Genomic DNA, 26,024 nt, shown 5'->3' with positions numbered 1-26,024 from the left:
ACGGCGCGCGGGGCGGTTCGTTGACCGCGGCGACCGTTGCACTAAAGTGACGCGAACCGGCCGGAGCCCGGCCCTGACCGGCCGCCCGGCCCCCGACGAACACTCCGCGTGCGCGGCGCGTACGTACGGCCCGGCCATCTTCCGCTCACCGGCCGGCCGGCGCCACCTTCCCGGCGCCGGCGGACCGGTCGCCCTTCCGGGCACCTCCCGGCGACAGCCGGGGGAGGGCGGGGACCCCGGCGGTGCGTTCGCCTGCCGCGCCGTTATCTGAGAGGGCGCTTTGACTAGCGAGTCCCGACACGTCCCGGTGATGCTCCAGCGGTGCCTGGACCTGTTGGCCCCGGCGCTGGAGAGGCCCGGGGCCGTCGTCGTCGACTGCACCCTCGGCCTCGGCGGCCACAGCGAGGCCCTGCTGACCCGGTTCCCCGAGGCGCACCTGATCGGCCTCGACCGCGACAAGGAGGCCCTGCGGCTCTCCGGTGAGCGGCTTGCGCCCTTCGGCGACCGGGCCACCCTGGTCCACGCGATCTACGCCGACCTCGCCGAGGTGCTGGACGGGCTGGGCATCCCGGCCGTCCAGGGCATCCTCTTCGACCTCGGGGTCTCCTCCATGCAGCTGGACGAGGCCGACCGCGGCTTCGCCTACGCGCAGGACGCGCCCCTGGACATGCGGATGGACCAGACGACGGGCATCAGCGCCGCCGAGGTGCTCAACACCTACGCGCCGGGCGAGCTCGTCCGGATCCTGCGCCAGTACGGCGAGGAGAAGCAGGCCAAGCGGATCGTGTCCGCGATCGTCCGGGAGCGGGAGAAGGAGCCCTTCACCAACAGCGCCCGGCTCGTCGAGCTGATCCGCGACTCCCTGCCGCAGGCCGCCAAGCGGACCGGCGGCAATCCCGCCAAGCGGACCTTCCAGGCCCTGCGGATCGAGGTCAACGGCGAGCTGTCGGGGCTGGAGAAGGCCATCCCGGCGGCGGTGGACCGGATCGCGGTGGGCGGCCGGATCGCCGTGCTCTCGTACCACTCGCTGGAGGACCGCCTGGTCAAGCAGGTCTTCGCGGCGGGCGCGGCCTCCACGGCGCCGCCCGGACTGCCGGTGGTGCCGGAGAAGTACCAGCCCAAGCTGAAGCTCCTGACGCGCGGCGCGGAACTGCCCACCGAGGAGGAGATCGCCGAGAACCGGCGGGCCGCCCCGGCCAGGTTCCGCGGGGTCGAACGCATCCGGGAAGCGCACCTGTGACCGCCGGGGGCGCCGGGGCCAGCAAGGCCGGGAAGGTCGCCACGCTGACGCGCGGACAGGCGGCCCGCCTCGGCCGGGCGCTCGGCACCCGTCCGGCCCGCCCGAGCCGCCCCGGCGGGTCCGGGCGCCCGGGCGGCTCCGCCGGGCAGGCGGCGCGGATGCCCTTCGTCCTGCTGGTCGTGGCCCTGCTCGGCGGCGGGCTGATCAGCCTGCTGCTGCTGAACTCGGCGCTGAACGAGGGCTCCTTCCAGCTGAGCAAGCTGAAGAAGGAGACCACCGCGCTCACCGACGAGGAGCAGGCGCTCCAGCGCGACGTGGACGGCTACTCGGCCCCCGACGCGCTCCAGCGCCGGGCCCACGAGCTGGGCCTGGTCCCGGGTGGCAGCCCCGTCTTCCTCGGCCCGGACGGCAAGATCAGCGGCGCCGCCTCGGTGGCCGAGCCCCCGCCGCCCCCGTCCCCGCCGCAGGCCCAGCCGGCGGCTCCGCCGGCCGCGGCCTCGGCCCCCGCGTCCGCCCCGGCCTCGGCGCCGGGCCAGCCCCCGGCGGGCACCGCCCCCACGCCCGGCGGGCCGCAGCCGCCGCCCTCACCCTCGCAGCAGCCCACCCCCAACCCAGGCAGGTGACGTCGTGACGCCGATGGCAGGTTCCGCGGTGCCGGGCTCCGCCCGAACCCGCGCTTCGATCGCCGGCGAGGCTGAACGACCGGGGCTCCGCCCCGTACCCCGCTCCTCGAACGCCGGAGGGGCTGAAACGGTCCGGCCCGCCGCCGAGGCCGAAGTGGGCCGGCAGGCAGATCCAGCCCCGCCGGCGTTCGAGGCGCGGGGTCTGGGGCGGAGCCCCAGGAAGCCCGGGCGCAGCCCCCGCCGCACCGACGGGATGGCTGCGCAGCCGAAGGCGGTGACGGCGTGAGCCCGCAGGAACCGCCGCGGCGGCGGGTGCCCGGCCCCGGGCGGCCCAGGCCCGGGGAGCGGAGCAGGGCCACCGGCGCCGCGCGCCCCGCGGCCCGGCCCGGCCAGCGGCGGCCCGCCGCACCGCGCAAACCCCACACCATCCGGCTCGGCAGCCCCAGGCCCCGGCTGCGCCTCGTCAGCGTCGGCCTGACCCTCGTCATGCTCGCCTTCGTGGTCCGCCTGCTCCAGGTGCAGGCGGTCGACGCCCGGGCGTTCTCCGCCGAGGCCTCCAAGAACCGGTACACCAGCGTCAAGCTGGCCGCCGAGCGCGGTGAGATCACCGACCGCAAGGGCGTGGCGCTGGCCACGAGCGTGGACGCGTACGACATCACCGCCGACCCGAAGATGTTCACCCCGCAGGACAGCAAGGCCCCGGACGCCCCCGAGCAGGCCGCGGCCCTCCTCGCGCCGATCCTCGGCAAGGACGCCAAGGAGATCGCGGACCGGCTGAAGACGAAGAACACCCGGTACGTGGTCCTCGCCCAGCGCCAGACCCCGCAGGTCTGGAACCAGATCAAGGACCTCAAGCGGGTCTTCGCGGACAAGGCGGCCGCCGACAAGAAGAACAACGGCCCCGGTGCCAACGTCCTCGCGGGCGTGTTCAACGAGAACAGCAGCAAGCGCGTGTACCCGGGCGGCGACCTGGCCGCCGGGATACTGGGCTACGTGAACGCCGAGGGCGCGGGCGCCGGCGGCCTGGAGTCCTCCCTCGACAAGAGGCTCTCCGGCAAGGACGGCGAGGTCACGTACGCGCAGTCGGGCGGCCGCCGGGTGCCCACCGCGGGCTCCAGCGAGAAGCCCGCCGTCCCCGGCGACGACATCCAGCTGACCATCGACCGGGACATCCAGTGGGCGGCGCAGAGCGCCATCGCCGAGCAGGTCCAGAAGTCCGAGGCCGACCGCGGCTACGTCATCGTCCAGGACACCCGTACCGGCGAGGTGCTGGCCATGGCCAACGCCCCCGGCTTCGACCCCAACGACCTGACCCGCGCCCGCTCCGCCGCCATGGGCAACGCCGCCCTCCAGGACGTGTACGAGCCCGGCTCCACCGCCAAGGTGATGTCGATGGCCGCCGTGCTGGAGGAGAAGAAGGCCACGCCGGAGACCCACGTGGAGGTCCCCAACCGGCTGCACCGCGGCGACCGGCTGTTCAAGGACGACATCGACCACCCGACCTGGTACCTGACCCTCAACGGGGTCCTCGCCAAGTCCTCCAACATCGGCACCATCCTGGCCACCGGCCAGCTCGGGCCCACCCAGCCCGAGGCCAACAAGGTCCTGCACTCCTACCTGACCAAGTTCGGCATGGGGCGGCCCACCGGCCTGAACTACCCCGGCGAGTCCCGCGGCATCCTCGCCGAGCCCCAGGACTGGTCCACCTCCCAGCAGTACACGATCCCTTTCGGCCAGGGCATGTCCCTCAACGCCATGCAGGCGGCCTCCGTGTACTCGACCATCGCCAACGGCGGGGTCCGCATCGAGCCGACCCTGGTGCGCGGCACCGAGGGTCCCGACGGCCGGTTCACCCCGGCCCCGGCGCCCCAGCAGAACCGCGTGGTCAGCGAGGAGACCGCCAAGACCCTCGCCGAGATGCTCGAATCGGTCGTCGACGACCAGGAGGGCACCGGCACCAAGGCGCGGATCCCCGGCTACCGGGTCGGCGGCAAGACCGGCACCTCCAACCGGGTGGATCCGGCCACCGGCCGCTACAAGGGCTACACCGCCTCCTTCGCCGGCTTCGCGCCCGCCGACAACCCGCGGATCACCGTCTACTGCGCCATCCAGAACCCGACGAAGGGCAGCTACTTCGGCGGCCAGATCTGCGGTCCCATCTACAAGAAGGTCATGGAGTTCGCGCTCAAGACCCTCCAGATCGCCCCCACCGGAACCGCCCCCGCCGGGCTCCCGGTCACCTTCGACCCCGGCCCGCAGCCCGGCCCGCAGCCCAGTCAGCAGCCCGGTCAGCAGCCCGCTCCGCAGTCCGGTCCGTGATCCACGGCCCGGCCGGCCCGCAAGAAATGCGTGAGGCACCATCAGTGACAACGATCACCCCGAAACCGGGGAACCAGTCGGGCACCGGCGCCGAGACCGGGCCCTCACTTCGCGAGCGGCCCGCCGCGCCCGGTACGCTCACCGCCGTGCCCCACGCTGATCAGCCCAGAACCACCCAGAAGGACGCCCCGGCAGCGCCGCCGGGAGCGCCGCGCCCTGTGTCCGTGCGCCCGATCCCGCTGCCCGAGCTCGCCGCCCTGGTGGACCTCGAAGCCGCCGGCGAGCCGACGGGCCCGCAGATCACCGGCATCACGCACGACTCCCGTGCGGTCCGCCCCGGTGACCTCTACGCGGCCCTGCCCGGCGCCAAGCTGCACGGCGCCGACTTCGCCGCCCAGGCGGCCGCCCTCGGCGCCGCGGCCGTACTGACCGACCCCGCGGGCGCCGCACGCGCGGCCGCGACCGGGCTGCCGGTGCTGGCCGTGGCCGACCCGCGCGGCCGGATGGGCGAACTCGCCGCCGCCATCTACGGCCGTCCCGGCGAGGGCCTGCTCCAGATCGGCATCACCGGCACCTCGGGCAAGACCACCACCGCGTACCTCGTCGAAGGCGGACTGCGCGCGGCGGGACGCAGCACCGGGCTCATCGGCACCGTCGAGATGCGCGTCGGCGACGAACGCATCAAGTCCGAGCGCACCACCCCCGAGGCCACCGACCTCCAGGCCCTCTTCGCGGTCATGCGCGAACGCGGGGTCGAGGCCGTCGCCATGGAGGTCTCCAGCCACGCCCTGGTCCTCGGCCGGGTCGACGGCTGCGTCTTCGACGTCGCCGTCTTCAACAACCTGAGCCCGGAACACATGGAGTTCCACTCCGACATGGAGGACTACTTCCAGGCCAAGGCGCAGCTCTTCACCGAGCGCCGCGCCCGCCTCGGAGTGGTCAACATCGACGACGAGTACGGCCGCCGCCTCGCCAAGGAGGCGACGATCCCGGTCGTCACCTTCTCCGCCGCCGGTGACCCGGCCGCCGACTGGCGCGCCGAGGACGTGGTCTTCGGGCACATGGACTCCACGCTGACCCTGCTGGGCCCGGACGGGCGGCGGGTCTCGGCCACCGCCCCGCTGCCCGGCCCCTTCAACGTCGCCAACACCGTCGCCGCGATCGTCACGCTCGCCGCGGCCGGCCTCGACCCGCAGACCGCCGCCGACGGCGTCGCCGCGGTCCCCGGGGTCCCCGGCCGGCTGGAGCGGGTGGACGCGGGACAGCCGTACCTCGCCGTCGTGGACTACGCCCACAAGACGGACGCCGTCGAATCGGTGCTGCGCGCGCTGCGCGAGGTCACCACCGGCAAGCTGCACGTCGTGCTCGGCTGCGGCGGCGACCGCGACACCACCAAGCGCGCCCCGATGGGCGCCGCGGCCGCCCGGTTCGCCGACCTCGCCGTGCTGACCTCCGACAACCCGCGCTCCGAGGATCCGCTCGCGATCCTCGCGGCGATGTTCGAAGGCGCCGTGTCCGTACCGCCCGCCGAGCGGGGCACCGTCCTGGTCGACGCCGACCGGGCGGCGGCCATCGCCGCGGCCGTCGCGCGCGCCGAGCCCGGCGACACCGTGCTGGTGGCGGGCAAGGGCCACGAGCAGGGCCAGGACACCGCCGGTGTCGTACGGCCCTTCGACGACCGCACGGTGCTGCGCGCCGCGATCGAACGGCGGCAGCGGGCCGAGCGGGCCGCGTCCCCCGAACAGGACCGACAGGCCGAGGTGAACCAGTGATCGACCTCTCCCTCGCCGAGATCGCCGACATCACCGGCGGGCGGCCCCACGACATACCGGATCCGTCGGTGCGGATCAGCGGGCCCGTCGTCATCGACTCCCGCCAGGTGGAGGCCGGCAGTCTCTTCGCCGCCTTCGACGGCGAGCACGTCGACGGCCACGACTACGCGGAGCGCGCGGTCGCCGCCGGCGCCGCGGCCGTCCTCGCGGCCCGGCCGGTCGGGGTACCCGCCGTCGTCGTCCCCGACGTCGAGAAGGCGCTCGGCGCCCTCGCCCGGGCCGTCGTCGAGCGCCTCGGCACCGACGTGGTGGCCCTGACCGGCTCCGCCGGGAAGACCTCCACCAAGGACCTCATCGCGCAGGTGCTCCAGGCCCACGCGCCCACCGTGTGGACCCCCGGCTCCCTCAACAACGAGATCGGACTGCCGCTCACCGCCCTGCAGGCCACCGCGGAAACCCGCCACCTGGTACTGGAGATGGGGGCCCGCGGGATCGGCCACATCGCGTACCTGACCGGCCTGACCCCGCCCCGCATCGGCCTCGTCCTCAACGTCGGGACCGCCCACATCGGCGAGTTCGGCGGCCGCGAGCAGATCGCCCAGGCCAAGGGGGAACTGGTCGAGGCCCTGCCCGCCGCCTCCGAGGGCGGAGTGGCCGTACTCAACGCCGACGACCCGCTGGTGCGTGCGATGGCCGGGCGTACGAAGGCCCGTACGGTCCTCTTCGGAGAGGCCGAGGACGCCGACGTACGGGCCACCGAGGTGCGGATGACGCCGGGGGGACAGCCCTCCTTCACACTCCACACACCGGCCGGGTGCAGCGATGTGACCTTGCGGCTGTACGGTGAGCACCACGTGTCGAACGCGCTCGCCGCGGCCGCCGTCGCCCATGTACTGGGCATGTCCGCATCGGAGATCGCCACCGCGCTCTCCGGGGCGGGCACCCTGTCCCGGTGGCGGATGGAGGTCACCGAGCGGGCGGACGGCGTGACGATCGTCAACGACGCTTACAACGCGAATCCCGAGTCCATGCGGGCCGCACTGCGCGCGCTTGCCGCGATGGGCGGCGCCGCCAGGGCGAACGGGGGACGTACGTGGGCGGTGCTCGGCCCCATGGCCGAACTCGGTGACGCATCACTCGCCGAGCACGACGCGGTGGGACGGCTTGCCGTCCGGCTCAACGTGAGCAAGCTCGTCGCAGTCGGGGGCAGGGAAGCGTCCTGGCTGCAACTGGGCGCATATAACGAGGGTTCGTGGGGTGAGGAGTCGGTGGTCGTGTCCGACGCGCAAGCGGCGGTCGACCTGTTGCGCAGTGAACTGCGCCCGGGTGACGTCGTGCTGGTGAAGGCTTCGAGGTCGATCGGTCTGGAGCGGGTCGCGCTTGCGTTGCTGGAGCGCGGGGGCGAGGTCGCCGACCGATGAGGCAGATCCTGTTCGCGGGAGTCATCGGACTCTTCCTCACGCTCGTCGGCACCCCGCTGCTGATCAAGCTGCTGGCCCGCAAGGGCTACGGCCAGTTCATCCGCGACGACGGCCCGCGCGGCCATGCCGGGAAGAAGGGCACGCCCACCATGGGCGGCATCTCCTTCATCCTGGCGACGCTCATCGCGTACGCCCTGACGAAGGTCATCACCGGCAGCGAACCGACCTTCTCCGGTCTGCTCGTGCTGTTCCTGATGGCGGGCATGGGCCTGGTCGGCTACCTGGACGACTACATCAAGATCGTCAAGCGCCGGTCGCTGGGTCTGCGGGCCAAGGCCAAGATGTCCGGCCAGCTGATCGTCGGCATCGCCTTCGCGGTGCTCGCGCTCCAGTTCAAGGACTCGCGCGGGCTGACCCCGGCCTCCATGAAGCTGTCGTTCGTCACGGACTTCGGCTGGTCGATCGGCCCGGTGCTGTTCGTGGTCTGGGCGCTGTTCATGATCCTGGCCATGTCCAACGGCGTGAACCTGACCGACGGCCTGGACGGCCTCGCCACGGGCGCGGCGGTGATGGTCTTCGGTGCCTACACCTTCATCGGCGTCTGGCAGTACCAGGAATCCTGTGTGAACGCCCAGGACCTGACCAACCCGGCCGCCTGCTTCGAGGTGCGCGACCCGCTGGACCTCGCGGTCGTCGCCTCCGCCCTGATGGGAGCCTGCTTCGGCTTCCTGTGGTGGAACACCTCGCCCGCCAAGATCTTCATGGGTGACACCGGTTCGCTGGCCCTCGGCGGCGCGCTCGCCGGTCTCGCGATCTGCTCCCGCACGGAGTTCCTGATGGCGCTCCTCGGCGGTCTGTTCGTCCTCATCACCATGTCGGTCGTCATCCAGGTCGGCTCCTTCAAGATGACCGGCAAGCGGGTCTTCCGGATGGCGCCGCTCCAGCACCACTTCGAACTCAAGGGGTGGTCCGAGGTCCTCGTGGTGGTCCGCTTCTGGATCATCCAGGGCATGTGCGTGATCGTGGGTCTCGGTCTCTTCTACGCGGGATGGGCAGCCGACAAGTGACCTCCTGGCAGGGCAAGAACATCACCGTCGCCGGTCTCGGCGTGAGCGGCATCAGTGCCGCCCGCGCCCTGGCCGGCCTCGGCGCATCGGTGACCGTCGTCGACGGCGGCGACAGCGAGGGCCACCGCGCCCGCGCCGCCGAACTGGCCGGCCTGGGGATCTCCGTACGCCTCGCGGACGCGGAAACCCTGCCCGAGGGCACCGACCTGGTCGTCACCTCGCCCGGCTGGAAGCCCGACAGCCCGCTCTTCGCGGCCGCCGCGGCGGCGGGCGTCGAGGTGGTCGGGGACGTGGAGATCGCCTGGCAGCTGCGCGGCCTGACCACCGGGAAGCCGGTCCCCTGGCTCGCGATCACCGGCACCAACGGCAAGACCACCACGACCCAGATGCTGGCGTCGATCCTGAAGGCCGCCGGCCTGCGCACCGCGGCCGTCGGCAACATCGGCACCCCGATCATCGACGTGGTCCTCGACGAGGGCGCGTACGACGTGCTCGCCGTCGAACTCTCCAGCTACCAGCTGCACTGGGCGCCCTCGCTGCGCGCCCACTCCGCGGCCGTGCTCAACCTCGCCCCGGACCACCTCGACTGGCACGGCTCGATGGAGGCGTACGCCGCCGACAAGGGCCGGATCTACGAGGGCAACACCGTGGCCTGCGTCTACAACGTCGCCGACCCGGCCACCGAGAGGCTGGTCGAGGGCGCCGACGTCGAAGAGGGCTGCCGGGCGATCGGCTTCACCCTCGGCGCTCCCGGCCCCTCCATGCTCGGCGTGGTCGACGGCATCCTCGTCGACCGGGCCTTCGTGGAGAACCGGCAGAAGAACGCCCAGGAGCTCGCCGAGGTCAAGGACGTCAACCCGCCCGCCCCGCACAACATCGCCAACGCGCTCGCCGCCGCGGCCCTGGCCCGCGCCTTCGGCGTGACGCCGCGCGCGGTCCGCGACGGCCTGCGTGACTTCCGCCCGGACGCCCACCGGGTCGCGTACGTGGACGAGGTGGACGGGGTCACGTACGTCGACGACTCCAAGGCCACCAACACGCACGCCGCCGAGGCCTCCCTCGCGGCCTTCGAGCCGGTCGTCTGGATCGCCGGCGGCCTCGCCAAGGGTGCCACCTTCGACGAGCTCGTGGAGAAGTCGGCGAAGCGGCTGCGCGGCGTGGTGCTGATCGGTGCCGACCGGGCGCTGATCGCCCAGGCGCTGGCGCGACACGCCCCCGAGGTCCCGGTCGTCGACCTCGCCCGGACCGACACTGGGGCGATGCTCGCGGCGGTCCGGGAAGCGGCCCGGCTCGCCGAGCCCGGCGACACGGTCCTGCTGGCGCCTGCCTGTGCCTCGATGGACATGTTCGCGAACTACAACAAGCGCGGGGACGCTTTCGCCGACGCGGTGCGCGAACTGGCCGCCGAGAGCGCTGCGGACGCGGCCAACTCCTAGGGCTCCGGAACGGTTCCCTCCGGTCGGCCGCTCGCCTCGTACGAGTGGAGGGGAAGATCACAGATGCCGGCCAAGCAAATGCTGCCGGGGCGGCGGCCGTCCACGGTCAGGCCGCGGGGCCGCAGCCGCCCGGTGATGAACGCGAAGCGGCCCGCCGGGCGCGGGCCGCTGGCAGGGCTGCGGCGTACGCAGCGGCAGTTGCGCAAGGCCTGGGACCGGCCGCTCACCGCGTATTACCTGATCTTCGGCAGCTCGCTGCTCATCACCGTGCTCGGCCTGGTGATGGTCTACTCGGCCTCCATGATCAAGGCGCTCCAGCTCGGCCTCGGTGACGCGTACTTCTTCAAGAAGCAGTTCCTGGCCGCCCTGATCGGCACCGCACTGATGCTGGTCGCCTCCCGGATGCCGGTCAAACTGCACCGGGCGCTGTCCTATCCGGTGCTCGCGGGCACCCTGTTCCTGATGGCCCTGGTCCAGATCCCCGGGATAGGGGTCGCCATCAACGGCAACCAGAATTGGATCTCCCTTGGCGGTCCGTTCATGCTCCAGCCCAGTGAGTTCGGCAAACTGGCCCTGATCCTGTGGGGCGCCGACCTGCTGGCGCGCAAGGGTGACAAGGGGCTGCTGAGTCAGTGGAAGCACCTGCTGGTGCCGCTGGTCCCGGTGGCCTTCCTGCTGCTCGGGCTGATCATGCTGGGCGGGGACATGGGCACCGCGATGATCCTCGGTGCCATCCTGTTCGGCCTGCTGTGGCTGGCCGGTGCGCCGACGCGGCTGTTCGTGGGGGTGCTGGCGTTCGCGGGTGTGATCGTCGCACTGCTCATCAAGACGAGCCCGCACCGGATGGACCGGCTGGAGTGCCTCGGTGCGACACAACCGGGCAAGAACGACCTCTGCTGGCAGGCCGTTCACGGAATCTATGCCCTCGCCTCCGGCGGATGGTTCGGTTCCGGTTTGGGTGCCAGTGTGGAAAAATGGGGGCAACTCCCCGAAGCCCACACCGACTTCATCTTCGCCATCACCGGGGAGGAACTGGGTCTGGCGGGGACGCTGTCGGTGCTCGCCCTGTTCGCGGCTCTAGGCTATGCGGGTATCCGCGTGGCCGGACGCACGGAGGACTCCTTCGTACGGTTTGCCGCGGGAGGCGTGACCACCTGGATCACGGCGCAGGCCGTGATCAACATCGGTGCGGTGCTCGGCCTGCTGCCGATCGCCGGAGTCCCGCTCCCGCTGTTCTCCTACGGAGGGTCAGCCCTGCTGCCGACCATGTTCGCGGTCGGACTGCTCATCGCCTTCGCGCGGGAGGAGCCGGCCGCGCGCGCGGCCCTCGCGATGCGGCAGCCGAAGACCGGCTGGAAGCGGACCGTGGTGAGATGGAAGTCGATGAGACGGCGCGTCAAGAAGCGTCCGTCCGGAGAGCGGTGAATTTCGGTGCATGTCGTACTCGCCGGTGGGGGGACCGCCGGCCACATCGAGCCGGCGCTCGCCCTCGCGGACGCCCTGCGCAGGCAGGACCCTTCAGTGGGCATCACCGCCCTCGGCACGGAGCGCGGACTCGAAACCCGCCTGGTGCCGGAGCGCGGCTACGAGCTCGGGCTGATCCCCGCCGTGCCGCTGCCCCGCAAGCCGACCCCGGAGCTGATCACCGTCCCCGGGCGGCTGCGCGGCACGATCAAGGCCGCGGAGGAGATCCTCCTGCGCACCAAGGCCGACTGCGTCGTCGGCTTCGGCGGCTACGTGGCCCTGCCCGGCTACCTCGCCGCCAAGCGGCTCGGGGTGCCGATCATCGTCCACGAGGCCAACGCCCGCCCCGGACTGGCCAATAAGATCGGCTCCCGGTACGCGCACGCCGTCGCGGTCTCCACCCCCGACAGCAAGCTGCGCGGGGCCCGCTACGTGGGCATCCCGCTGCGGCGCTCGATCTCCACCCTCGACCGGGCCGCCGTACGCCCCGAGGCGCGCGCCGCCTTCGGTCTGGACCCCAACCTGCCGACGCTGCTGGTCTCCGGCGGCTCGCAGGGCGCCCGCCGCCTCAACGAGGTGATCCAGCAGGTCGCGCCGACCCTCCAGCGCTCCGGGATCCAGATCCTGCACGCGGTGGGTCCGAAGAACGAACTGCCGCGTGTCGACAACATGCCCGGGATGCCGCCGTATGTGCCGGTACCGTACGTGGACCGGATGGATCTCGCGTACGCCGCCGCCGACATGATGCTGTGCCGCGCGGGCGCGATGACCGTCGCCGAACTGTCCGCCGTCGGGCTCCCCGCCGCCTACGTCCCGCTGCCGATCGGCAACGGCGAACAGCGGCTGAACGCCCAGCCGGTGGTCAAGGCCGGAGGCGGTCTGCTGGTGGACGACGCGGAACTGACGCCCGAGTGGGTGCTCAGCCAGGTCCTCCCGGTGCTGTCCGATCCGCACCGCCTGTACGAGATGTCCCGCGCCGCCGGTGAGTTCGGCCGCAGGGACGCCGACGAACTGCTCGTCGGCATGGTGTACGAGGCGATCGCGGCCCACCGGGCCCGCTGACGCGGGAACGCACAGACGCAGGAGGCACAGGAGTGGCCGGAGCGACGACCGCACAGCGCGGAACACCGTCTTCCGATCGGCCCGGCCGGTCCGCCCGGAAGGGCTCCGGCCCTCCCCAGCCCCCCAAGGAACCGGGCAAGCCCGGGAGATCCGGCCCGCAGGGCCCCGGCGGACGTCTCCGCCGGGGCCCCGCGCTGGCCGCTCTCGCCGCCGTGGTGGTCCTCGTCGGCGGGGGCATCTGGGCCCTCTACGGCTCCTCCTGGCTCCGCGTCGAGAAGGTCACCGCCACCGGCACCCAGGTGCTCACCGCCGAGCAGGTCCTGGCCGCCGCGGCCGTGCCGGTCGGCGCACCCCTCGTGAGCGTCGACACGGACGAGATCGAGAGCAGGGTCCGCGGCCGGCTGCCACGTATCGATTCGGTCGATGTGGTGCGGGCCTGGCCGCACGGAATCGGGCTGAAAGTGACGGAACGCAAGCCCGTACTGCTCATCAAAAAGGACGCCGACTTCGTGGAAGTGGACGCTTCGGGTGTGCGATTCGACACGGTCGCGAAAGCACCCGCGGGTGTTCCGGTCCTCGAATTGAACGCCGGGCAGTCCCCGAGCGCCCGCCGCTTCGACGAGGAGCGGCTGCTGCACGAGGCCGTGTCCGTGGCCGGCGGCCTCCCGGAGCCGATCGCCAAGGAGACCGTGCAGGTCAAGGTGGGCTCGTACGATTCGGTCGTACTGGAGTTGACCGGAGGCCGGACAGTGAGGTGGGGGAGCGGCGAACAGGGTGAGGCGAAGGGCCGAGCGCTGACCGCCCTGCTGAAAGCCGCACCCAAGGCCGGTCACTTCGACGTGAGCGTCCCCACCGCCCCTGCGGTGTCCGGGAGTTGACGTCAAGTCGAACAGCGGCGCACCCTGGTTGGCCAGCGATACGGGTGATCACATAGGGTGAAAAGAAAAACGGGAGGTTCGGCGTGTTCGTTGAACCCGCGCTACTTGTCGACTTAGTGTCCTGTTCGGAAGAGTCCAAGGAACAGACACACCCCTAACCCTAAACTTCAGGGTGAGGGTTCGGGTCGGCGCGTTCGGACCGTCCCTATTTCGGCATCAGTCGTCGCAACGCAGGCCCGCGAGGCGGCGACACGTAACTCGAGGCGAGAGGCCTTCGACGTGGCAGCACCGCAGAACTACCTCGCAGTCATCAAGGTCATCGGTGTCGGCGGCGGTGGTGTCAATGCCATCAACCGAATGATCGAGGTCGGTCTCAAGGGCGTCGAGTTCATCGCCATCAACACGGACGCCCAGGCGCTGTTGATGAGCGACGCCGACGTCAAGCTCGACGTCGGCCGGGAACTCACCCGCGGCCTCGGCGCCGGCGCCAACCCGGCCGTCGGTCGCAAGGCGGCAGAGGACCACCGCGAGGAGATCGAGGAGGTCCTCAAGGGGGCCGACATGGTCTTCGTCACCGCCGGCGAGGGCGGCGGCACCGGCACCGGCGGCGCACCCGTCGTCGCCAACATCGCGCGCTCGCTGGGCGCCCTGACGATCGGTGTGGTCACCCGCCCGTTCACCTTCGAGGGCCGGCGCCGCGCGAACCAGGCGGAGGACGGCATCGCCGAGCTCCGCGAAGAGGTCGACACCCTCATCGTCATCCCCAACGACCGGCTGCTGTCCATCTCGGACCGCCAGGTCAGCGTGCTCGACGCCTTCAAGTCGGCCGACCAGGTCCTGCTCTCGGGCGTCCAGGGCATCACCGACCTCATCACGACCCCGGGTCTGATCAACCTCGACTTCGCCGACGTCAAGTCCGTGATGTCCGAGGCCGGCTCGGCCCTCATGGGCATCGGCTCGGCCCGTGGCGACGACCGCGCCGTGGCCGCAGCCGAGATGGCGATCTCCTCGCCGCTGCTGGAGGCGTCCATCGACGGCGCCCGCGGCGTGCTGCTCTCCATCTCCGGCGGCTCGGACCTCGGTCTCTTCGAGATCAACGAGGCCGCGCAGCTGGTCAGCGAGGCCGCGCACCCCGAGGCGAACATCATCTTCGGCGCCGTCATCGACGACGCGCTGGGCGACGAGGTACGGGTCACCGTGATCGCCGCCGGCTTCGACGGCGGACAGCCCCCGGCCCGCCGGGACAACGTCATCGGCGCCGCGTCCAGCAAGCGCGAGGAGCCGGCCCCGGCTCCGGTCCGCGCCCCCGAGCCGGTCCGCCCGGCCTTCGGCGGACTCGGCTCGGTCACCCCGCGCGAGGAGCCCCCGGCTCCCGTCGAGGCGGCCCCGGCCGAGGCCCAGGCTCCCGCGCCGCAGGTTCCGACGGCCCGGCCGTACCAGGACAGCCCGGCCGAGGAACTGGATGTCCCGGATTTCTTGAAGTGACACCGGAGCAGCACAGCGTGGGCGGCGCCCACTTCGCCTTCACCGACCGGTGGGGCGGAGTGAGCGCCGTTCCGTACGAAGAGCTCAACCTCGGCGGCGCGGTCGGAGACGACCCGGCCGCCGTTCTCGCGAACCGGGCGCTCGCCGCCCGGTCCCTCGGACTGGAGCCGGACCGGGTGGTCTGGATGAACCAGGTCCACGGCCGGGACGTGGCCGTGGTCGACGGACCCTGGGGCGCAGGAGCGGACATCCCGTCCGTGGACGCGGTGGTGACCGCCCGTCGGGGGCTGGCCCTCGCCGTGCTCACCGCCGACTGCACGCCGGTCCTGCTCGCCGACCCCGTCGCCGGGGTCGCGGGTGCCGCGCACGCGGGCCGGCCCGGGCTGGTCGCCGGGGTGGTGCCCGCCGCAGTGGAGGCCATGGTCGCGCTGGGGGCCGAGCCGGGACGGATCGTGGCCCGGACCGGGCCCGCGGTCTGCGGACGCTGTTACGAAGTGCCCGCCGAGATGCGGGAGGCGGTGGCCGAGGCGGTACCGGCCGCCCGGGCCGAGACCAGCTGGGGGACGCCCGCCGTCGACGTGGTCGCCGGGGTGCACGCCCAGCTCGCCGGGGTGGGGGTGGTGGACGTCCGCGGATCCGGGGTCTGCACACTGGAGTCGCGGGACCACTTCTCGTACCGCCGTGACCGGGTGACCGGGCGGCTTGCCGGATATGTCTGGTTGACGGAGCCTTCCCGGGGGACGACCCCCGGACCCCCGGGGGAAAAGAAGAATGACGGATCGTAAGTCGGAACTCGCGGAGAACCTCGCGCGGGTGGAGGAACGTATCTCGTCCGCCTGCGCGGCCGCGGGACGCAAGCGGGAAGAGCTCACGCTCATCGTGGTCACCAAGACCTACCCCGCGAGCGACGTACGACTGCTGGCGGACCTGGGCGTCCGTCATGTTGCGGAGAATCGTGACCAGGATGCCGCCCCCAAGGCCGCGGCCTGCGCGGATCTGCCCCTCAACTGGCATTTCGTCGGTCAGTTGCAGACGAACAAAGTCCGTTCCGTGGCGGGATACGCGCACGAGGTGCAGTCGGTCGACCGGCCGAAGCTCGTGACCGCCCTCTCGGCGGCCGCCGTACAGGCGGAGCGGGAACTCGGCTGCCTCGTGCAGATCGCCCTCGACGCCGAGTCGGGGGAGCGCGGGGCCCGGGGCGGCGCGGCGCCCGAACAGCTCGCCGAGCTGGCGGACCTCGTGGCCGGGGCGCCGGGACTGCGGATCGACGGGGTGATGACCGTGGCTCCGCTGGCCGGTCCGTACGCGGGACGCGAACAAGCCGCGTTCGAGCGGCTGGTGGAATTGTCATCCCGCCTGCGCGCGGACCATCCGGCTGCCACGATGGTGTCGGCCGGGATGAGCGCAGACCTGGAACAGGCCGTTGCGGCCGGTGCGACACATGTACGCGTCGGCACTGCGGTACTCGGCGCGAGACCCCGGCTCGGGTAACGTCGCGAAGAAAGTCGGACCACAGCAGAAAATATGGTCATTCCCGCTGATGGGCGGGCAGACCACGTGGATCGCGGGCAGTTGGTGACATTCGTGACACGGCGGCACCTGCGACAGGGCGATCCACCACAGAGCGGAGGACTCAGAGAATGGCCGGCGCGATGCGCAAGATGGCGGTCTACCTCGGCCTCGTGGAGGACGACCGGTACGACAACCCGGGGTACGACCCCGACGACGAGTTCGAGCCCGAGCCGGAACCGGAGCGAGCCCGGGAACGGGACCGCCGCCAACAGCCGGTGCACCAAACGCCTGTAACGGACGAACCGGTACGAGCCGTCCAGCCTCCGGCGCAGCGGGAGCCCATCCCAATTCCGGTGGAAAACGGACGTCCTGCGCGAATCGCCCCCGTGGCATCCATCACACCTGACCGCACCAACCTGGAGAAGAACGCCCCCGTGATCATGCCCAAGGTCGTCTCCGAGCGGGAGCCGTACCGCATCACGACGCTGCACCCCCGGACCTACAACGAGGCCCGTACCATCGGGGAACACTTCCGTGAGGGCACTCCGGTGATCATGAATCTCACGGAGATGGACGACACGGATGCCAAGCGTCTCGTGGACTTCGCCGCCGGTCTTGTCTTCGGTCTGCACGGCAGCATTGAACGCGTGACACAGAAGGTGTTCCTGCTGTCGCCTGCTAACGTCGATGTCACGGCGGAGGACAAGGCCCGCATCGCGGAGGGCGGGTTCTTCAACCAAAGCTAGACCGATCCGTCAGATACGGGACCGGGAACAGAGCGAGAAACGGGGAGAGGGAAGCGCGGGATGGGTGTCGCACTGCAGGTCGTCTACATCGCGCTGATGTGCTTCCTCATCGTGCTGATCTTCCGACTGGTCATGGACTACGTGTTCCAGTTCGCACGTTCATGGACGCCCGGCAAGGCGATGGTGGTCGTTCTGGAGGCCACCTACACTGTCACCGATCCACCGCTCAAGCTTCTTCGGCGGTTCATCCCGCCGTTGCGTCTCGGGGGCGTGGCACTCGACCTGTCCTTCTTCGTTCTGATGATCATCGTTTACATCCTCATCAGTTTCGTGAGCACCGCTGCGAGAAGCGTGTGAACGATGTGCTTCCCCGCAGGCGCGGGGACAGTCCCGATACGGTCTTGCCGACTGCCGACGACTACGTAGAGGTGAAGAAGACATGCCGCTGACCCCCGAGGACGTGCGGAACAAGCAGTTCACGACCGTCCGCCTCCGAGAAGGCTATGACGAGGACGAGGTCGATGCCTTCCTCGACGAGGTCGAGTCCGAGCTGACGCGCCTGCTGCGCGAGAACGAGGACCTGCGCGCCAAGCTGGCCGCCGCCACGCGTGCCGCCGCGCAGAACCAGCAGCAGCAGGGCATGCGCAAGCCGGAACCCCAGGACCAGCGCGGCCCCGGTGCCCCCGTGCCCGCGGCCATATCCGGCCCGCCGCAGCAGCAGCAGCCGCAGATGGGCCCGCCGCAGCTGCCGGGCGGCCAGCCGCAGCTGCCCGCCGGCCCCGGCGGACACGGACCGCAGGGTCCGGGCCCGATGGGCGGCCCCATGCAGCAGCACCCCATGGGCGGACCGCAGGGCATGGGTCAGCAGGGCATGGGTCAGCAGTCCATGGGCGGCCAGAACCCGCTCGGCCAGCAGATGCAGCCCATGGGCCAGCAGATGCAGCCGATGGGGCAGCAGATGCAGCCCATGGGTCAGCCGATGCACCAGCAGCAGCAGCCGCAGCTTCCGCAGCAGGGCCCCGGTGGCGACAGTGCCGCCCGCGTCCTGTCGCTGGCCCAGCAGACCGCCGACCAGGCGATCGCGGAGGCCCGTTCCGAGGCCAACAAGATCGTCGGCGAGGCCCGTTCGCGCGCCGAGGGCCTGGAGCGGGACGCCCGCGCCAAGGCCGACGCGCTGGAGCGGGACGCGCAGGAGAAGCACCGCGTCGCGATGGGCTCCCTGGAGTCCGCCCGCGCCACGCTGGAGCGCAAGGTCGAGGACCTGCGGGGCTTCGAGCGTGAGTACCGCACGCGCCTGAAGTCCTACCTGGAGTCGCAGCTGCGCCAGCTGGAGACCCAGGCCGACGACTCCCTGGCCCCGCCGCGCAACCCGGGTGCCCCCTCGCTGCCGCCGTCGCCGTCGCCCTCCATGGCTCCGGCCGGTGCGATGGGCCACTCCATGGGCGGTCCGTCGATGGGCGGCCCGTCCCCCATGGGCGGTCCCTCCCCGATGGGCGGAGCCCCGTCCTACGGCGGCCAGCAGCAGATGTCCCCGGCCATGACCCAGCCGATGGCTCCGGTCCGGCCGAATGCTCCGCAGCCGATGCAGGCGCCGTCGCCGATGCGTGGCTTCCTGATCGACGAGGACGACAACTAGGCGTCGCGCCGCCTGTCGGCAGTCGCTTTACGGGCCGGGCCCGAGGTTCTACGGAACCTCGGGCCCGGCCCGTTTGCGCACCCCGGGTGCTGCGCCGCCGCGCAAGCGCCCCCGGGCTGCGCCCGAGCCTTCTGGGGCGCCGCCCCAGACCCCGCGCCTCAAGCGCCGGCGGGGCTGGGTTCGGCTGGTGCCGCCGGTCGGGCGCGGCTGGGTGTCCCGGGCTCTGCCCGGACCCGCGCCGCAGGCGTCGGCGGGGCTGGGTTCGGCTGGGGCGGGGAGAAGCGAAACGGCCCGCACCCCCCGGGAAGGGGAGGTGCGGGCCGTTCGGGGCCGGGAGGGGTTACGCCTTGCGGAGGCGGAAGGTCAGGGCCAGGGCCTCGTCCGTGAAGGCCTCGCCGTACGCGGCGTCGGCCTCGCCGGAGGCGAAGTCGGTCGCCAGGACCTCGTCCGCGATCAGGGCCGCGTGGTCCGTCAGGGCCGTGACCACCTCGGGCGAGTCGGAGACCCACCGAAGGGCGATCCGGTCCGCCACGTCCAGGCCGGAGTTCTTCCGGGCCTCCTGGATCATGCGGATCGCGTCACGCGCCAGGCCCGCCAGCCGCAGCTCCGGGGTGATCTCCAGGTCCAGGGCGACCGTCGCACCGGAGTCCGAGGCCACCGACCAGCCCTCGCGCGGGGTCTCCGTGATGATGACCTCCTCCGGGGTCAGGGCGACCGGCGAGCCGTTCACCTCGACCTCCGCGGAGCCGGAGCGCAGCGCCAGCGACAGCGCGGCCGCGTCGGCCGCGGCCACCGCCTTCGCGACGTCCTGCACGCCCTTGCCGAAGCGCTTGCCCAGCGCCCGGAAGTTGGCCTTCGCCGTGGTGTCCACGAGGGACCCGCCGACCTCCGACAGGGAGGCCAGGGAGGAGACGTTCAGCTCCTCCGTGATCTGCGACTGCAGCTCGGCGGAGAGCGCGTCGAAGCCCACCGCGCCGACCAGGGCCCGGGAGAGCGGCTGGCGGGTCTTGACGCCCGACTCGGCGCGCGTGGCGCGGCCCAGTTCCACCAGACGCCGGACCAGCTGCATCTGCTGGGAGAGCAGCGGGTCCACGGCGGAGGTGTCCGCCTGCGGCCAGGACGACAGGTGCACCGACTCCGGGGCGTCCGGGGTGACCGGGACGATCATGTCCTGCCAGACCCGCTCCGTGATGAAGGGGGTCAGCGGGGCCATCAGCCGGGTGACGGTCTCGACCACGTCGTGCAGGGTGCGCAGCGCGGCCGCGTCGCCCTGCCAGAAGCGGCGGCGCGAGCGGCGGACGTACCAGTTCGACAGGTCGTCGACGAAGGCGGACAGCAGCTTGCCCGCGCGCTGGGTGTCGTAGGACTCCATCGCCTCCGTGACCTCGGTGGTGAGGGTGTGGAGTTCCGAGAGGAGCCAGCGGTCCAGGACCGTGCGGTCCGCCGGCGCCGGGTCGACGGCCGACGGGGCCCAGTTCGAGGTGCGGGCGTACAGGGCCTGGAAGGCCACCGTGTTCCAGTAGGTGAGGAGCGTCTTGCGGACGACCTCCTGGATCGTGCCGTGACCGACGCGCCGCGCCGCCCACGGGGAGCCGCCGGCCGCCATGAACCAGCGCACCGCGTCCGCGCCGTGCTGGTCCATGAGCGGGATCGGCTGGAGGATGTTGCCCAGGTGCTTGGACATCTTGCGGCCGTCCTCGGCGAGGATGTGGCCGAGGCAGACCACGTTCTCGTAGGAGGACTTGTCGAAGACGAGGGTGCCGACCGCCATCAGCGTGTAGAACCAGCCGCGGGTCTGGTCGATGGCCTCCGAGATGAACTGCGCCGGGTAGCGCTTCTCGAAGATCTCCTTGTTCTTGTACGGGTAGCCCCACTGCGCGAACGGCATCGAGCCCGAGTCGTACCAGGCGTCGATGACCTCCGGCACGCGGACGGCGGTCAGGGAGCAGCCCTCCGCCGTGCAGGGGAAGGTGACGTCGTCGATGTACGGGCGGTGCGGGTCCAGGGCGGACTGGTCCGTGCCGGACAGCTCGGTCAGCTCCGCGCGGGAGCCGACGCAGGTGAGGTGGTTCTCCTCGCAGCGCCAGATGGGCAGCGGGGTGCCCCAGTAGCGGTTGCGGGACAGCGCCCAGTCGATGTTGTTGTTCAGCCAGTCGCCGAAGCGGCCCTGCTTGACGGAGTCCGGGAACCAGTTGGTCTTCTCGTTCTCTCGCAGCATCGCGTCCTTGACGGCGGTGGTGCGGATGTACCAGGACGGCTGCGCGTAGTAGAGCAGCGCGGTGTGGCAGCGCCAGCAGTGCGGGTAGCTGTGCTCGTAGGCGATGTGCTTGAAGAGCAGGCCGCGCGCGTCCAGGTCGGCGGTCAGCTTCTCGTCGGCCTTCTTGAAGAAGACGCCGCCGACCAGCGGGACCTCCTCCTCGAAGGTGCCGTCGGGGCGGACCGGGTTCACGACCGGCAGGCCGTAGGCGCGGCAGACCGCGAGGTCGTCGGCGCCGAAGGCGGGGGACTGGTGGACCAGACCGGTGCCGTCCTCGGTCGTGACGTACTCGGCGTTCACGACGTAGTGGGCCTCGGCCGGGAACTCGACGAGCTCGAAGGGGCGCTGGTACGTCCAGCGCTCCATCTCCTTGCCCGTGAAGGTCTCGCCGGTGGCCTCCCAGCCCTCGCCGAGGGCCTTCTCCAGCAGCGGCTGGGCGACGACCAGCTTCTCCTCACCATTGGTGGCCACGATGTACGTGACCTCCGGGTGCGCGGCCACGGCGGTGTTGGACACCAGGGTCCAGGGGGTCGTCGTCCAGACCAGGAGCGCGGCCTGGCCGGCCAGCGGGCCGGAGGTCAGCGGGAAGCGGACGAAGACCGAGGGGTCGACGACCGTCTCGTAGCCCTGGGCCAGCTCGTGGTCGGAGAGGCCGGTGCCGCAGCGCGGACACCAGGGGGCGACGCGGTGGTCCTGGGTGAGCAGGCCCTTGTTGAAGATCTCCTTGAGCGACCACCACACGGACTCGACGTACTCGGGGTCCATGGTCCGGTAGGCGTCGTCCAGATCGACCCAGTAGCCCATCCGGGTCGTGAGCTCGGTGAACGCGTCGGTGTGGCGGGTCACGGACTCGCGGCACTTGGCGTTGAACTCGGCGATGCCGTACGCCTCGATGTCCTGCTTGCCGTTGAAGCCCAGCTCCTTCTCGACGGCGAGCTCGACGGGCAGGCCGTGGCAGTCCCAGCCGGCCTTGCGGGCCACGTGGTAGCCGCGCATGGTGCGGAACCGGGGGAAGACGTCCTTGAAGACGCGGGCCTCGATGTGGTGCGCGCCGGGCATGCCGTTCGCGGTGGGCGGGCCCTCGTAGAAGACCCACTCGGGGCGGCCCTCGGACTGCTCCAGGGTCTTGGCGAAGGTCTTGCTCTCGCGCCAGAAGTCGAGGACGGCGTGTTCGAGGGCGGGCAGGTCGACCTGGGCGGGTACCGGGCGGTACTGCGGCGGTGTGGTCATGAGGCTGAACTCTTCCTCCGGCGGGTGTCTTCTCCGTCCGGAGGGACGAGAGCGCGCTGCTCCCGCGGTACCACCCTCCTTGGCCTCCGGACAGGTCCGGCGGCCCCCTCATTGGGGTGCGAAGCCGGTTCTACTCGCCCTACGGGGATCCGTACGGGCTTTCTTCCGGCGGCTCCGGGGTGATCCTTCACATCGCGCTCGCCCCCGGGCTCTCACCGTCCCCGGGTCGCTCCTGGCTGCGTCCGACGCTACTCGTCCCCATCCATGCCTCTCGCTGCGCTCAGTGTACGGGCCGGGGCGCGCCTCGGCAGACCGGTTTACGGGGGCCCGTGGCGGGACGGCCGGCGCGGCGTGGCGGGGGTGCGGAAGGGGCGCGGCGGTGACTCGAACGGCCCTACGCACCGGTACGGATTCCGGTGGGGCGGGTGGGGCGGGTTATCGGGCCTGCGGATGGGCACAACGGATGCAGGTTGACCTCGCGGGATGCGTGCCCCGTTGCCGCGGGGCCGGTGTCGATTTATCGTTCCGGCACGATTCGCGAGCAATGATCACAGTATGTGAAGGGGCCGCGGCCATGGTGGCGAAGAAGACCGCCGGGAGTACTTCCAGGACGGCTACGGCCGGGGAGGTACCCGCCGGGAAAACCGTGGCGAAGAAGGCCGTGGCGAAGAAGGCCGTGGCGAAGAAGGCCGTGACGGAGAAGGTCGTGGCCAAGAAGTCCGTGGCCAAGAAGGCCGTGACGAAGAAGTCCGTGGCCAAGAAGAGCGTGGTCAAGGAGACGGTGGCCGACAAGAGCCTGACGGCCAAGACCGTGACGGCCAAGGCCGCAGCCAGGAAGGCGACCACCGCCGACGGGACCGCCGTGAAGACGGCGGCCACCAAGAAGGCGACCACCACCAAGAAGGCGACCGCCGTCACGGAGACGACCGCCGTCGAGAAGCGGAAGGCCACGGCCAAGACGGCCGCGGCCGAGGGGGCGGCGCAGGCCGCGAAGAAGACGGGAGTCCGGAAAGTGGTTGCCAAGAAGAGCACCGGGACGGCGAGGAAGACGGCCGCGGCCGCCACCAGCGGGCTGCCCAAGACGCGCGCCACGGCGGCCTCCGCGCCGGGCGGGCTCGCCGTACGGCCCGGGGAGGACCCCTGGACCCCGGCGGAGGTCGAAGAGGCCCGTACGGGGCTGGCGGCGGAGGTCCTGCGGCTGCGCAGCGAGCTGGACGCCTCGGAGGTGGCCATCTCGGGCCTGATGCGGGACTCGGGCGACGGCGCGGGCGACGACCAGGCCGATACGGGCACCAAGAACATCACCCGGGAGTCCGAGCTGGCGCTCGCGGCGAACGCCAGCTCGATGCTGGAGCAGACCGAGCGGGCCCTGGAGCGGCTCGAAGCGGGCACGTACGGTCTCTGCGAGAACTGCGGGAAGCCCATCGGCAAGGCCAGGATGCAGGCCTTCCCGCGGGCCACCCTGTGCGTGGACTGCAAGCAGAAGCAGGAGCGGCGCCACTAGGCCCTGTCCGGCTTCGTCCCGCCGACGCGCGCTGGGCGGGACGGCGGTCACCGTGGGTGGCGCCCGGTGGCCGTCGGTGGCCGCCGGGCGGGCCGTGCGTACGGTCCGCACGGGAGTACGCCTCCTGACGGGCGCCGTGCGGGTGCCCTGACGTACCCTCGTGTCTCGTCAGGGTCCAGGAACCTGGCAGGTGTCGTCGGCAACCTGGTTCGAGCTAGTTCGAGGGACTCACGTGGCAGAGGCGGAGCGCATCATCGGTACGCCGGAGGTCGGGGACGACGCCCAGCCGGAGCCCGCCGAGCCCAAGGGGCACCGGCGGATCGTGGCGCTGCTCGTCGTGGCGGTACTCGCCTACGTACTCGACCTCGGCACCAAGATGCTGGTCGTGGCGAAGCTGGAGCACCAGCCGCCGATCGAGATCATCGGTGACCTGCTGAGGTTCGAGGCGGTCCGCAACCCCGGCGCCGCCTTCGGCTTCGGCGAGGCCTTCACGATCATCTTCACCTGCATCGCGACCGCCGTGATCGTCGTGATCGTACGGCTGGCCCGCAAGCTGTACAGCCTGCCGTGGGCGATCGCGCTGGGCCTGCTCCTCGGCGGGGCGCTGGGCAATCTGACGGACCGGATCTTCCGCTCGCCGGGCGTGTTCCGGGGTGCGGTCGTCGACTTCATCGCGCCGGCCCACTTCGCCGTGTTCAACCTCGCCGACTCCGCGATCGTGTGCGGCGGCATCCTGATCGTGCTGCTCTCGTTCAAGGGGCTGGACCCGGACGGGACCCTCCACAAGGACTGATCGCGGGACGGCTCTCCTGTCGAGTCCTGCATACTCGACAGGTGAGTACGATTCCCGAGATCCGCACCCTGCCCGTTCCCGATGGCCTCGAGGGCGAGCGCGTCGACGCCGCCATCGCCCGTATGTTCGGATTTTCCCGGACGAAGGCGGCCGATCTCGCGGCCGCGGGGAAGGTGTCGGTCGACGGCAGTGTCGTCGGGAAGTCCGAGCGTGTGCACGGTGGCGCCTGGCTCGAAGTCGAGATGCCCGAGCCGCCGCGGCCGGTCGAGGTCGTCGCCGAGCCCGTCCCGGGCATGGAGATCGTCCATGACGACGACGACATCGTCGTCATCATGAAGCCGGTGGGCGTCGCCGCCCACCCGAGCCCCGGCTGGACCGGCACCACCGTCATCGGCGGCCTCGCCGCGGCCGGCTACCGCATCTCCACCTCCGGCGCGGCCGAGCGCCAGGGCATCGTGCACCGCCTCGACGTCGGCACGTCCGGCCTGATGGCCGTCGCGAAGTCGGAGCGGGCGTACACCTCGCTGAAGAACCAGTTCCGCGAGCGGGTCGTGGACAAGCGCTACCACGCGCTGGTGCAGGGTCACCCGGACCCGATGAGCGGCACGATCGACGCGCCGATCGGCCGTCACCCGAGCGCCGACTACAAGTGGGCCGTCACCCAGGACGGCAAGGCCTCCGTCACGCACTACGACCTCATCGAGGCCTTCCGCGCCGCCTCGCTGCTGGACATCAAGCTGGAGACCGGGCGTACGCACCAGATCCGCGTGCACATGTCCGCGCACCGCCACCCGTGCGTCGGCGACCTGACCTACGGCGCCGACCCGACCGTCGCCAAGCGGCTGGGGCTGTCCCGGCAGTGGCTGCACGCGGTGCGGCTCGGCTTCGAGCACCCCTCGGACGGGCAGTGGGTGGAGTTCGAGAGCACCTACCCGGCCGACCTTCAGCACGCGCTGGACGTGATCCGGGCGGAGAGCGAGTGACCTCGCCGGCCGGGCCGCCTGGTGGGTCGGCGGGCGCGCCGCAGGGCGCGTCGCCGGTCGAGGTCCGGGTCGTCGCCTCGGAGGAGGACCTGAAGTCCTGCTTCGAGGTGCGGACCGAGGTGTTCGTGGTCGAGCAGTCCGTGCCCGAGTCGATCGAGTACGACGCGTACGACGCGGGCGCGGTGCACGTGCTGGCCGTGGGGCCGGACGGGGTGCCGCTGGGCACCGGGCGGCTCCTGCACGGGGCCGCGGCGCTGGCCAAGACCGGCTCCGAGGGCGTCGGCTCGCTGGGCCGGCTGGCCGTACGGAAGTCCGCGCGCGGGCTGGGCGTGGGCGTGGCGCTGGTCCGGGCGATCGAGGCGGAGGCCGCGCGGATGGGGCTCGTCGCGGTGGACCTGGGCGCGCAGACGCATGCGCTCCGCTTCTACGAGCGGCTCGGGTACGTGGCCTACGGGCCGGAGTTCCAGGACGCGGGTATTCCGCACCGCTCGATGCGGCGTCCCCTGGCGGGGGGCCACCCGTCCTGACGGGGCCTGCGGGGTCCGGCCTGGCCCCTGCGGGGGGTGCTGTCCGGTCTGGCCTGGCCTGCCGGGGCC

Annotated in this window: 21 protein-coding genes; 20 read left to right on the top strand and 1 reads right to left on the bottom strand. The window is 71.6% G+C overall.

The window, feature by feature from the left end; genetic code table 11:
• The first annotated feature begins 280 nt into the window (after window positions 1-280).
• The 16 genes from rsmH (at window position 281) to AB0D94_RS09840 (ending at window position 18,661) form a co-directional block, all read left to right on the top strand.
• The gene (rsmH, locus tag AB0D94_RS09915; RefSeq protein ID WP_362048356.1) at window positions 281-1,240 is read left to right on the top strand and encodes a 16S rRNA (cytosine(1402)-N(4))-methyltransferase RsmH; all 960 of its coding nucleotides are present in this window, start codon (window positions 281-283) and stop codon (window positions 1,238-1,240) included.
• Between the two features lie 158 nt (window positions 1,241-1,398).
• The gene (locus AB0D94_RS09910; protein ID WP_362048620.1) at window positions 1,399-1,863 is read left to right on the top strand and encodes a hypothetical protein; all 465 of its coding nucleotides are present in this window, start codon (window positions 1,399-1,401) and stop codon (window positions 1,861-1,863) included.
• 282 nt (window positions 1,864-2,145) lie between these two features.
• Window positions 2,146-4,182 carry a penicillin-binding protein 2 gene (locus AB0D94_RS09905; RefSeq protein ID WP_362048353.1) on the top strand — a complete coding sequence of 679 codons (2,037 nt, stop codon included), beginning with the start codon at window positions 2,146-2,148 and terminating at the stop codon, window positions 4,180-4,182.
• 44 nt (window positions 4,183-4,226) lie between these two features.
• Window positions 4,227-5,954, top strand: coding sequence for a UDP-N-acetylmuramoyl-L-alanyl-D-glutamate--2,6-diaminopimelate ligase (locus tag AB0D94_RS09900; protein WP_362048350.1), 1,728 nt, complete (start codon window positions 4,227-4,229; stop codon window positions 5,952-5,954).
• The gene (murF, locus tag AB0D94_RS09895) at window positions 5,951-7,375 is read left to right on the top strand and encodes a UDP-N-acetylmuramoyl-tripeptide--D-alanyl-D-alanine ligase (protein ID WP_362048347.1); all 1,425 of its coding nucleotides are present in this window, start codon (window positions 5,951-5,953) and stop codon (window positions 7,373-7,375) included. The genes AB0D94_RS09900 and murF overlap by 4 nt, the downstream gene beginning before the upstream one ends.
• Window positions 7,372-8,442: a phospho-N-acetylmuramoyl-pentapeptide-transferase gene (gene mraY, locus AB0D94_RS09890; RefSeq protein ID WP_362048344.1), complete on the top strand. Its 1,071-nt coding sequence runs from the start codon at window positions 7,372-7,374 to the stop codon at window positions 8,440-8,442. Before murF ends, mraY begins: the two co-directional genes overlap by 4 nt.
• Window positions 8,424-9,878, top strand: a complete 1,455-nt coding sequence (murD, locus tag AB0D94_RS09885; protein WP_362048341.1) for a UDP-N-acetylmuramoyl-L-alanine--D-glutamate ligase — start codon at window positions 8,424-8,426, stop codon at window positions 9,876-9,878. The genes mraY and murD overlap by 19 nt, the downstream gene beginning before the upstream one ends.
• A gap of 135 nt (window positions 9,879-10,013) precedes the next feature.
• Entirely contained in the window at window positions 10,014-11,303 is a 1,290-nt protein-coding gene (ftsW, locus tag AB0D94_RS09880) for a putative lipid II flippase FtsW (RefSeq protein ID WP_362048617.1), read from the top strand.
• A gap of 6 nt (window positions 11,304-11,309) precedes the next feature.
• Window positions 11,310-12,404 carry an undecaprenyldiphospho-muramoylpentapeptide beta-N-acetylglucosaminyltransferase gene (gene murG, locus AB0D94_RS09875; protein WP_362048338.1) on the top strand — a complete coding sequence of 365 codons (1,095 nt, stop codon included), beginning with the start codon at window positions 11,310-11,312 and terminating at the stop codon, window positions 12,402-12,404.
• A 194-nt stretch (window positions 12,405-12,598) separates the two neighbouring features.
• Window positions 12,599-13,282, top strand: coding sequence for an FtsQ-type POTRA domain-containing protein (locus AB0D94_RS09870; protein ID WP_362048614.1), 684 nt, complete (start codon window positions 12,599-12,601; stop codon window positions 13,280-13,282).
• 279 nt (window positions 13,283-13,561) lie between these two features.
• Entirely contained in the window at window positions 13,562-14,767 is a 1,206-nt protein-coding gene (gene ftsZ, locus AB0D94_RS09865; RefSeq protein ID WP_362048335.1) for a cell division protein FtsZ, read from the top strand.
• Window positions 14,764-15,552, top strand: coding sequence for a peptidoglycan editing factor PgeF (pgeF, locus tag AB0D94_RS09860; RefSeq protein WP_362048332.1), 789 nt, complete (start codon window positions 14,764-14,766; stop codon window positions 15,550-15,552). Before ftsZ ends, pgeF begins: the two co-directional genes overlap by 4 nt.
• Window positions 15,539-16,258 (top strand): YggS family pyridoxal phosphate-dependent enzyme, encoded by a 720-nt coding sequence (locus AB0D94_RS09855; RefSeq protein ID WP_362048329.1) that lies wholly within the window; start codon window positions 15,539-15,541, stop codon window positions 16,256-16,258. Before pgeF ends, AB0D94_RS09855 begins: the two co-directional genes overlap by 14 nt.
• A 149-nt stretch (window positions 16,259-16,407) precedes the next feature.
• A complete protein-coding gene (gene sepF, locus AB0D94_RS09850) occupies window positions 16,408-17,025 on the top strand; it encodes a cell division protein SepF (RefSeq protein ID WP_362048326.1) in 618 nt (205 codons plus the stop codon).
• Window positions 17,026-17,085: 60 nt separating this feature from the next.
• Window positions 17,086-17,382, top strand: a complete 297-nt coding sequence (locus AB0D94_RS09845; RefSeq protein WP_030155988.1) for a YggT family protein — start codon at window positions 17,086-17,088, stop codon at window positions 17,380-17,382.
• Window positions 17,383-17,464: 82 nt separating this feature from the next.
• Window positions 17,465-18,661, top strand: coding sequence for a DivIVA domain-containing protein (locus AB0D94_RS09840; protein ID WP_362048323.1), 1,197 nt, complete (start codon window positions 17,465-17,467; stop codon window positions 18,659-18,661).
• A 340-nt stretch (window positions 18,662-19,001) separates the two neighbouring features.
• Here the strand turns inward: AB0D94_RS09840 and ileS are convergent, their stop codons facing one another.
• The gene (gene ileS, locus AB0D94_RS09835; protein ID WP_362048320.1) at window positions 19,002-22,148 is read right to left on the bottom strand and encodes an isoleucine--tRNA ligase; all 3,147 of its coding nucleotides are present in this window, start codon (window positions 22,146-22,148) and stop codon (window positions 19,002-19,004) included.
• A 544-nt stretch (window positions 22,149-22,692) separates the two neighbouring features.
• On the opposite strand from ileS, the gene AB0D94_RS09830 reads away from it, so the two are divergent.
• The 4 genes from AB0D94_RS09830 (at window position 22,693) to AB0D94_RS09815 (ending at window position 25,955) form a co-directional block, all read left to right on the top strand.
• Window positions 22,693-23,652 (top strand): TraR/DksA family transcriptional regulator, encoded by a 960-nt coding sequence (locus AB0D94_RS09830; protein WP_362048317.1) that lies wholly within the window; start codon window positions 22,693-22,695, stop codon window positions 23,650-23,652.
• A 232-nt stretch (window positions 23,653-23,884) separates the two neighbouring features.
• Window positions 23,885-24,445, top strand: a complete 561-nt coding sequence (lspA, locus tag AB0D94_RS09825) for a signal peptidase II (protein ID WP_362048314.1) — start codon at window positions 23,885-23,887, stop codon at window positions 24,443-24,445.
• Between the two features lie 41 nt (window positions 24,446-24,486).
• Window positions 24,487-25,428, top strand: coding sequence for an RluA family pseudouridine synthase (locus AB0D94_RS09820; RefSeq protein WP_362048311.1), 942 nt, complete (start codon window positions 24,487-24,489; stop codon window positions 25,426-25,428).
• A gap of 89 nt (window positions 25,429-25,517) precedes the next feature.
• Window positions 25,518-25,955, top strand: coding sequence for a GNAT family N-acetyltransferase (locus tag AB0D94_RS09815; protein ID WP_362048611.1), 438 nt, complete (start codon window positions 25,518-25,520; stop codon window positions 25,953-25,955).
• Window positions 25,956-26,024 lie beyond the last annotated feature (69 nt).

Source organism: Streptomyces sp. NPDC048255, from assembly GCF_040652415.1.
Lineage (GTDB): Bacteria > Actinomycetota > Actinomycetes > Streptomycetales > Streptomycetaceae > Streptomyces.
This window is presented reverse-complemented; position numbering and strand designations above follow the sequence as displayed.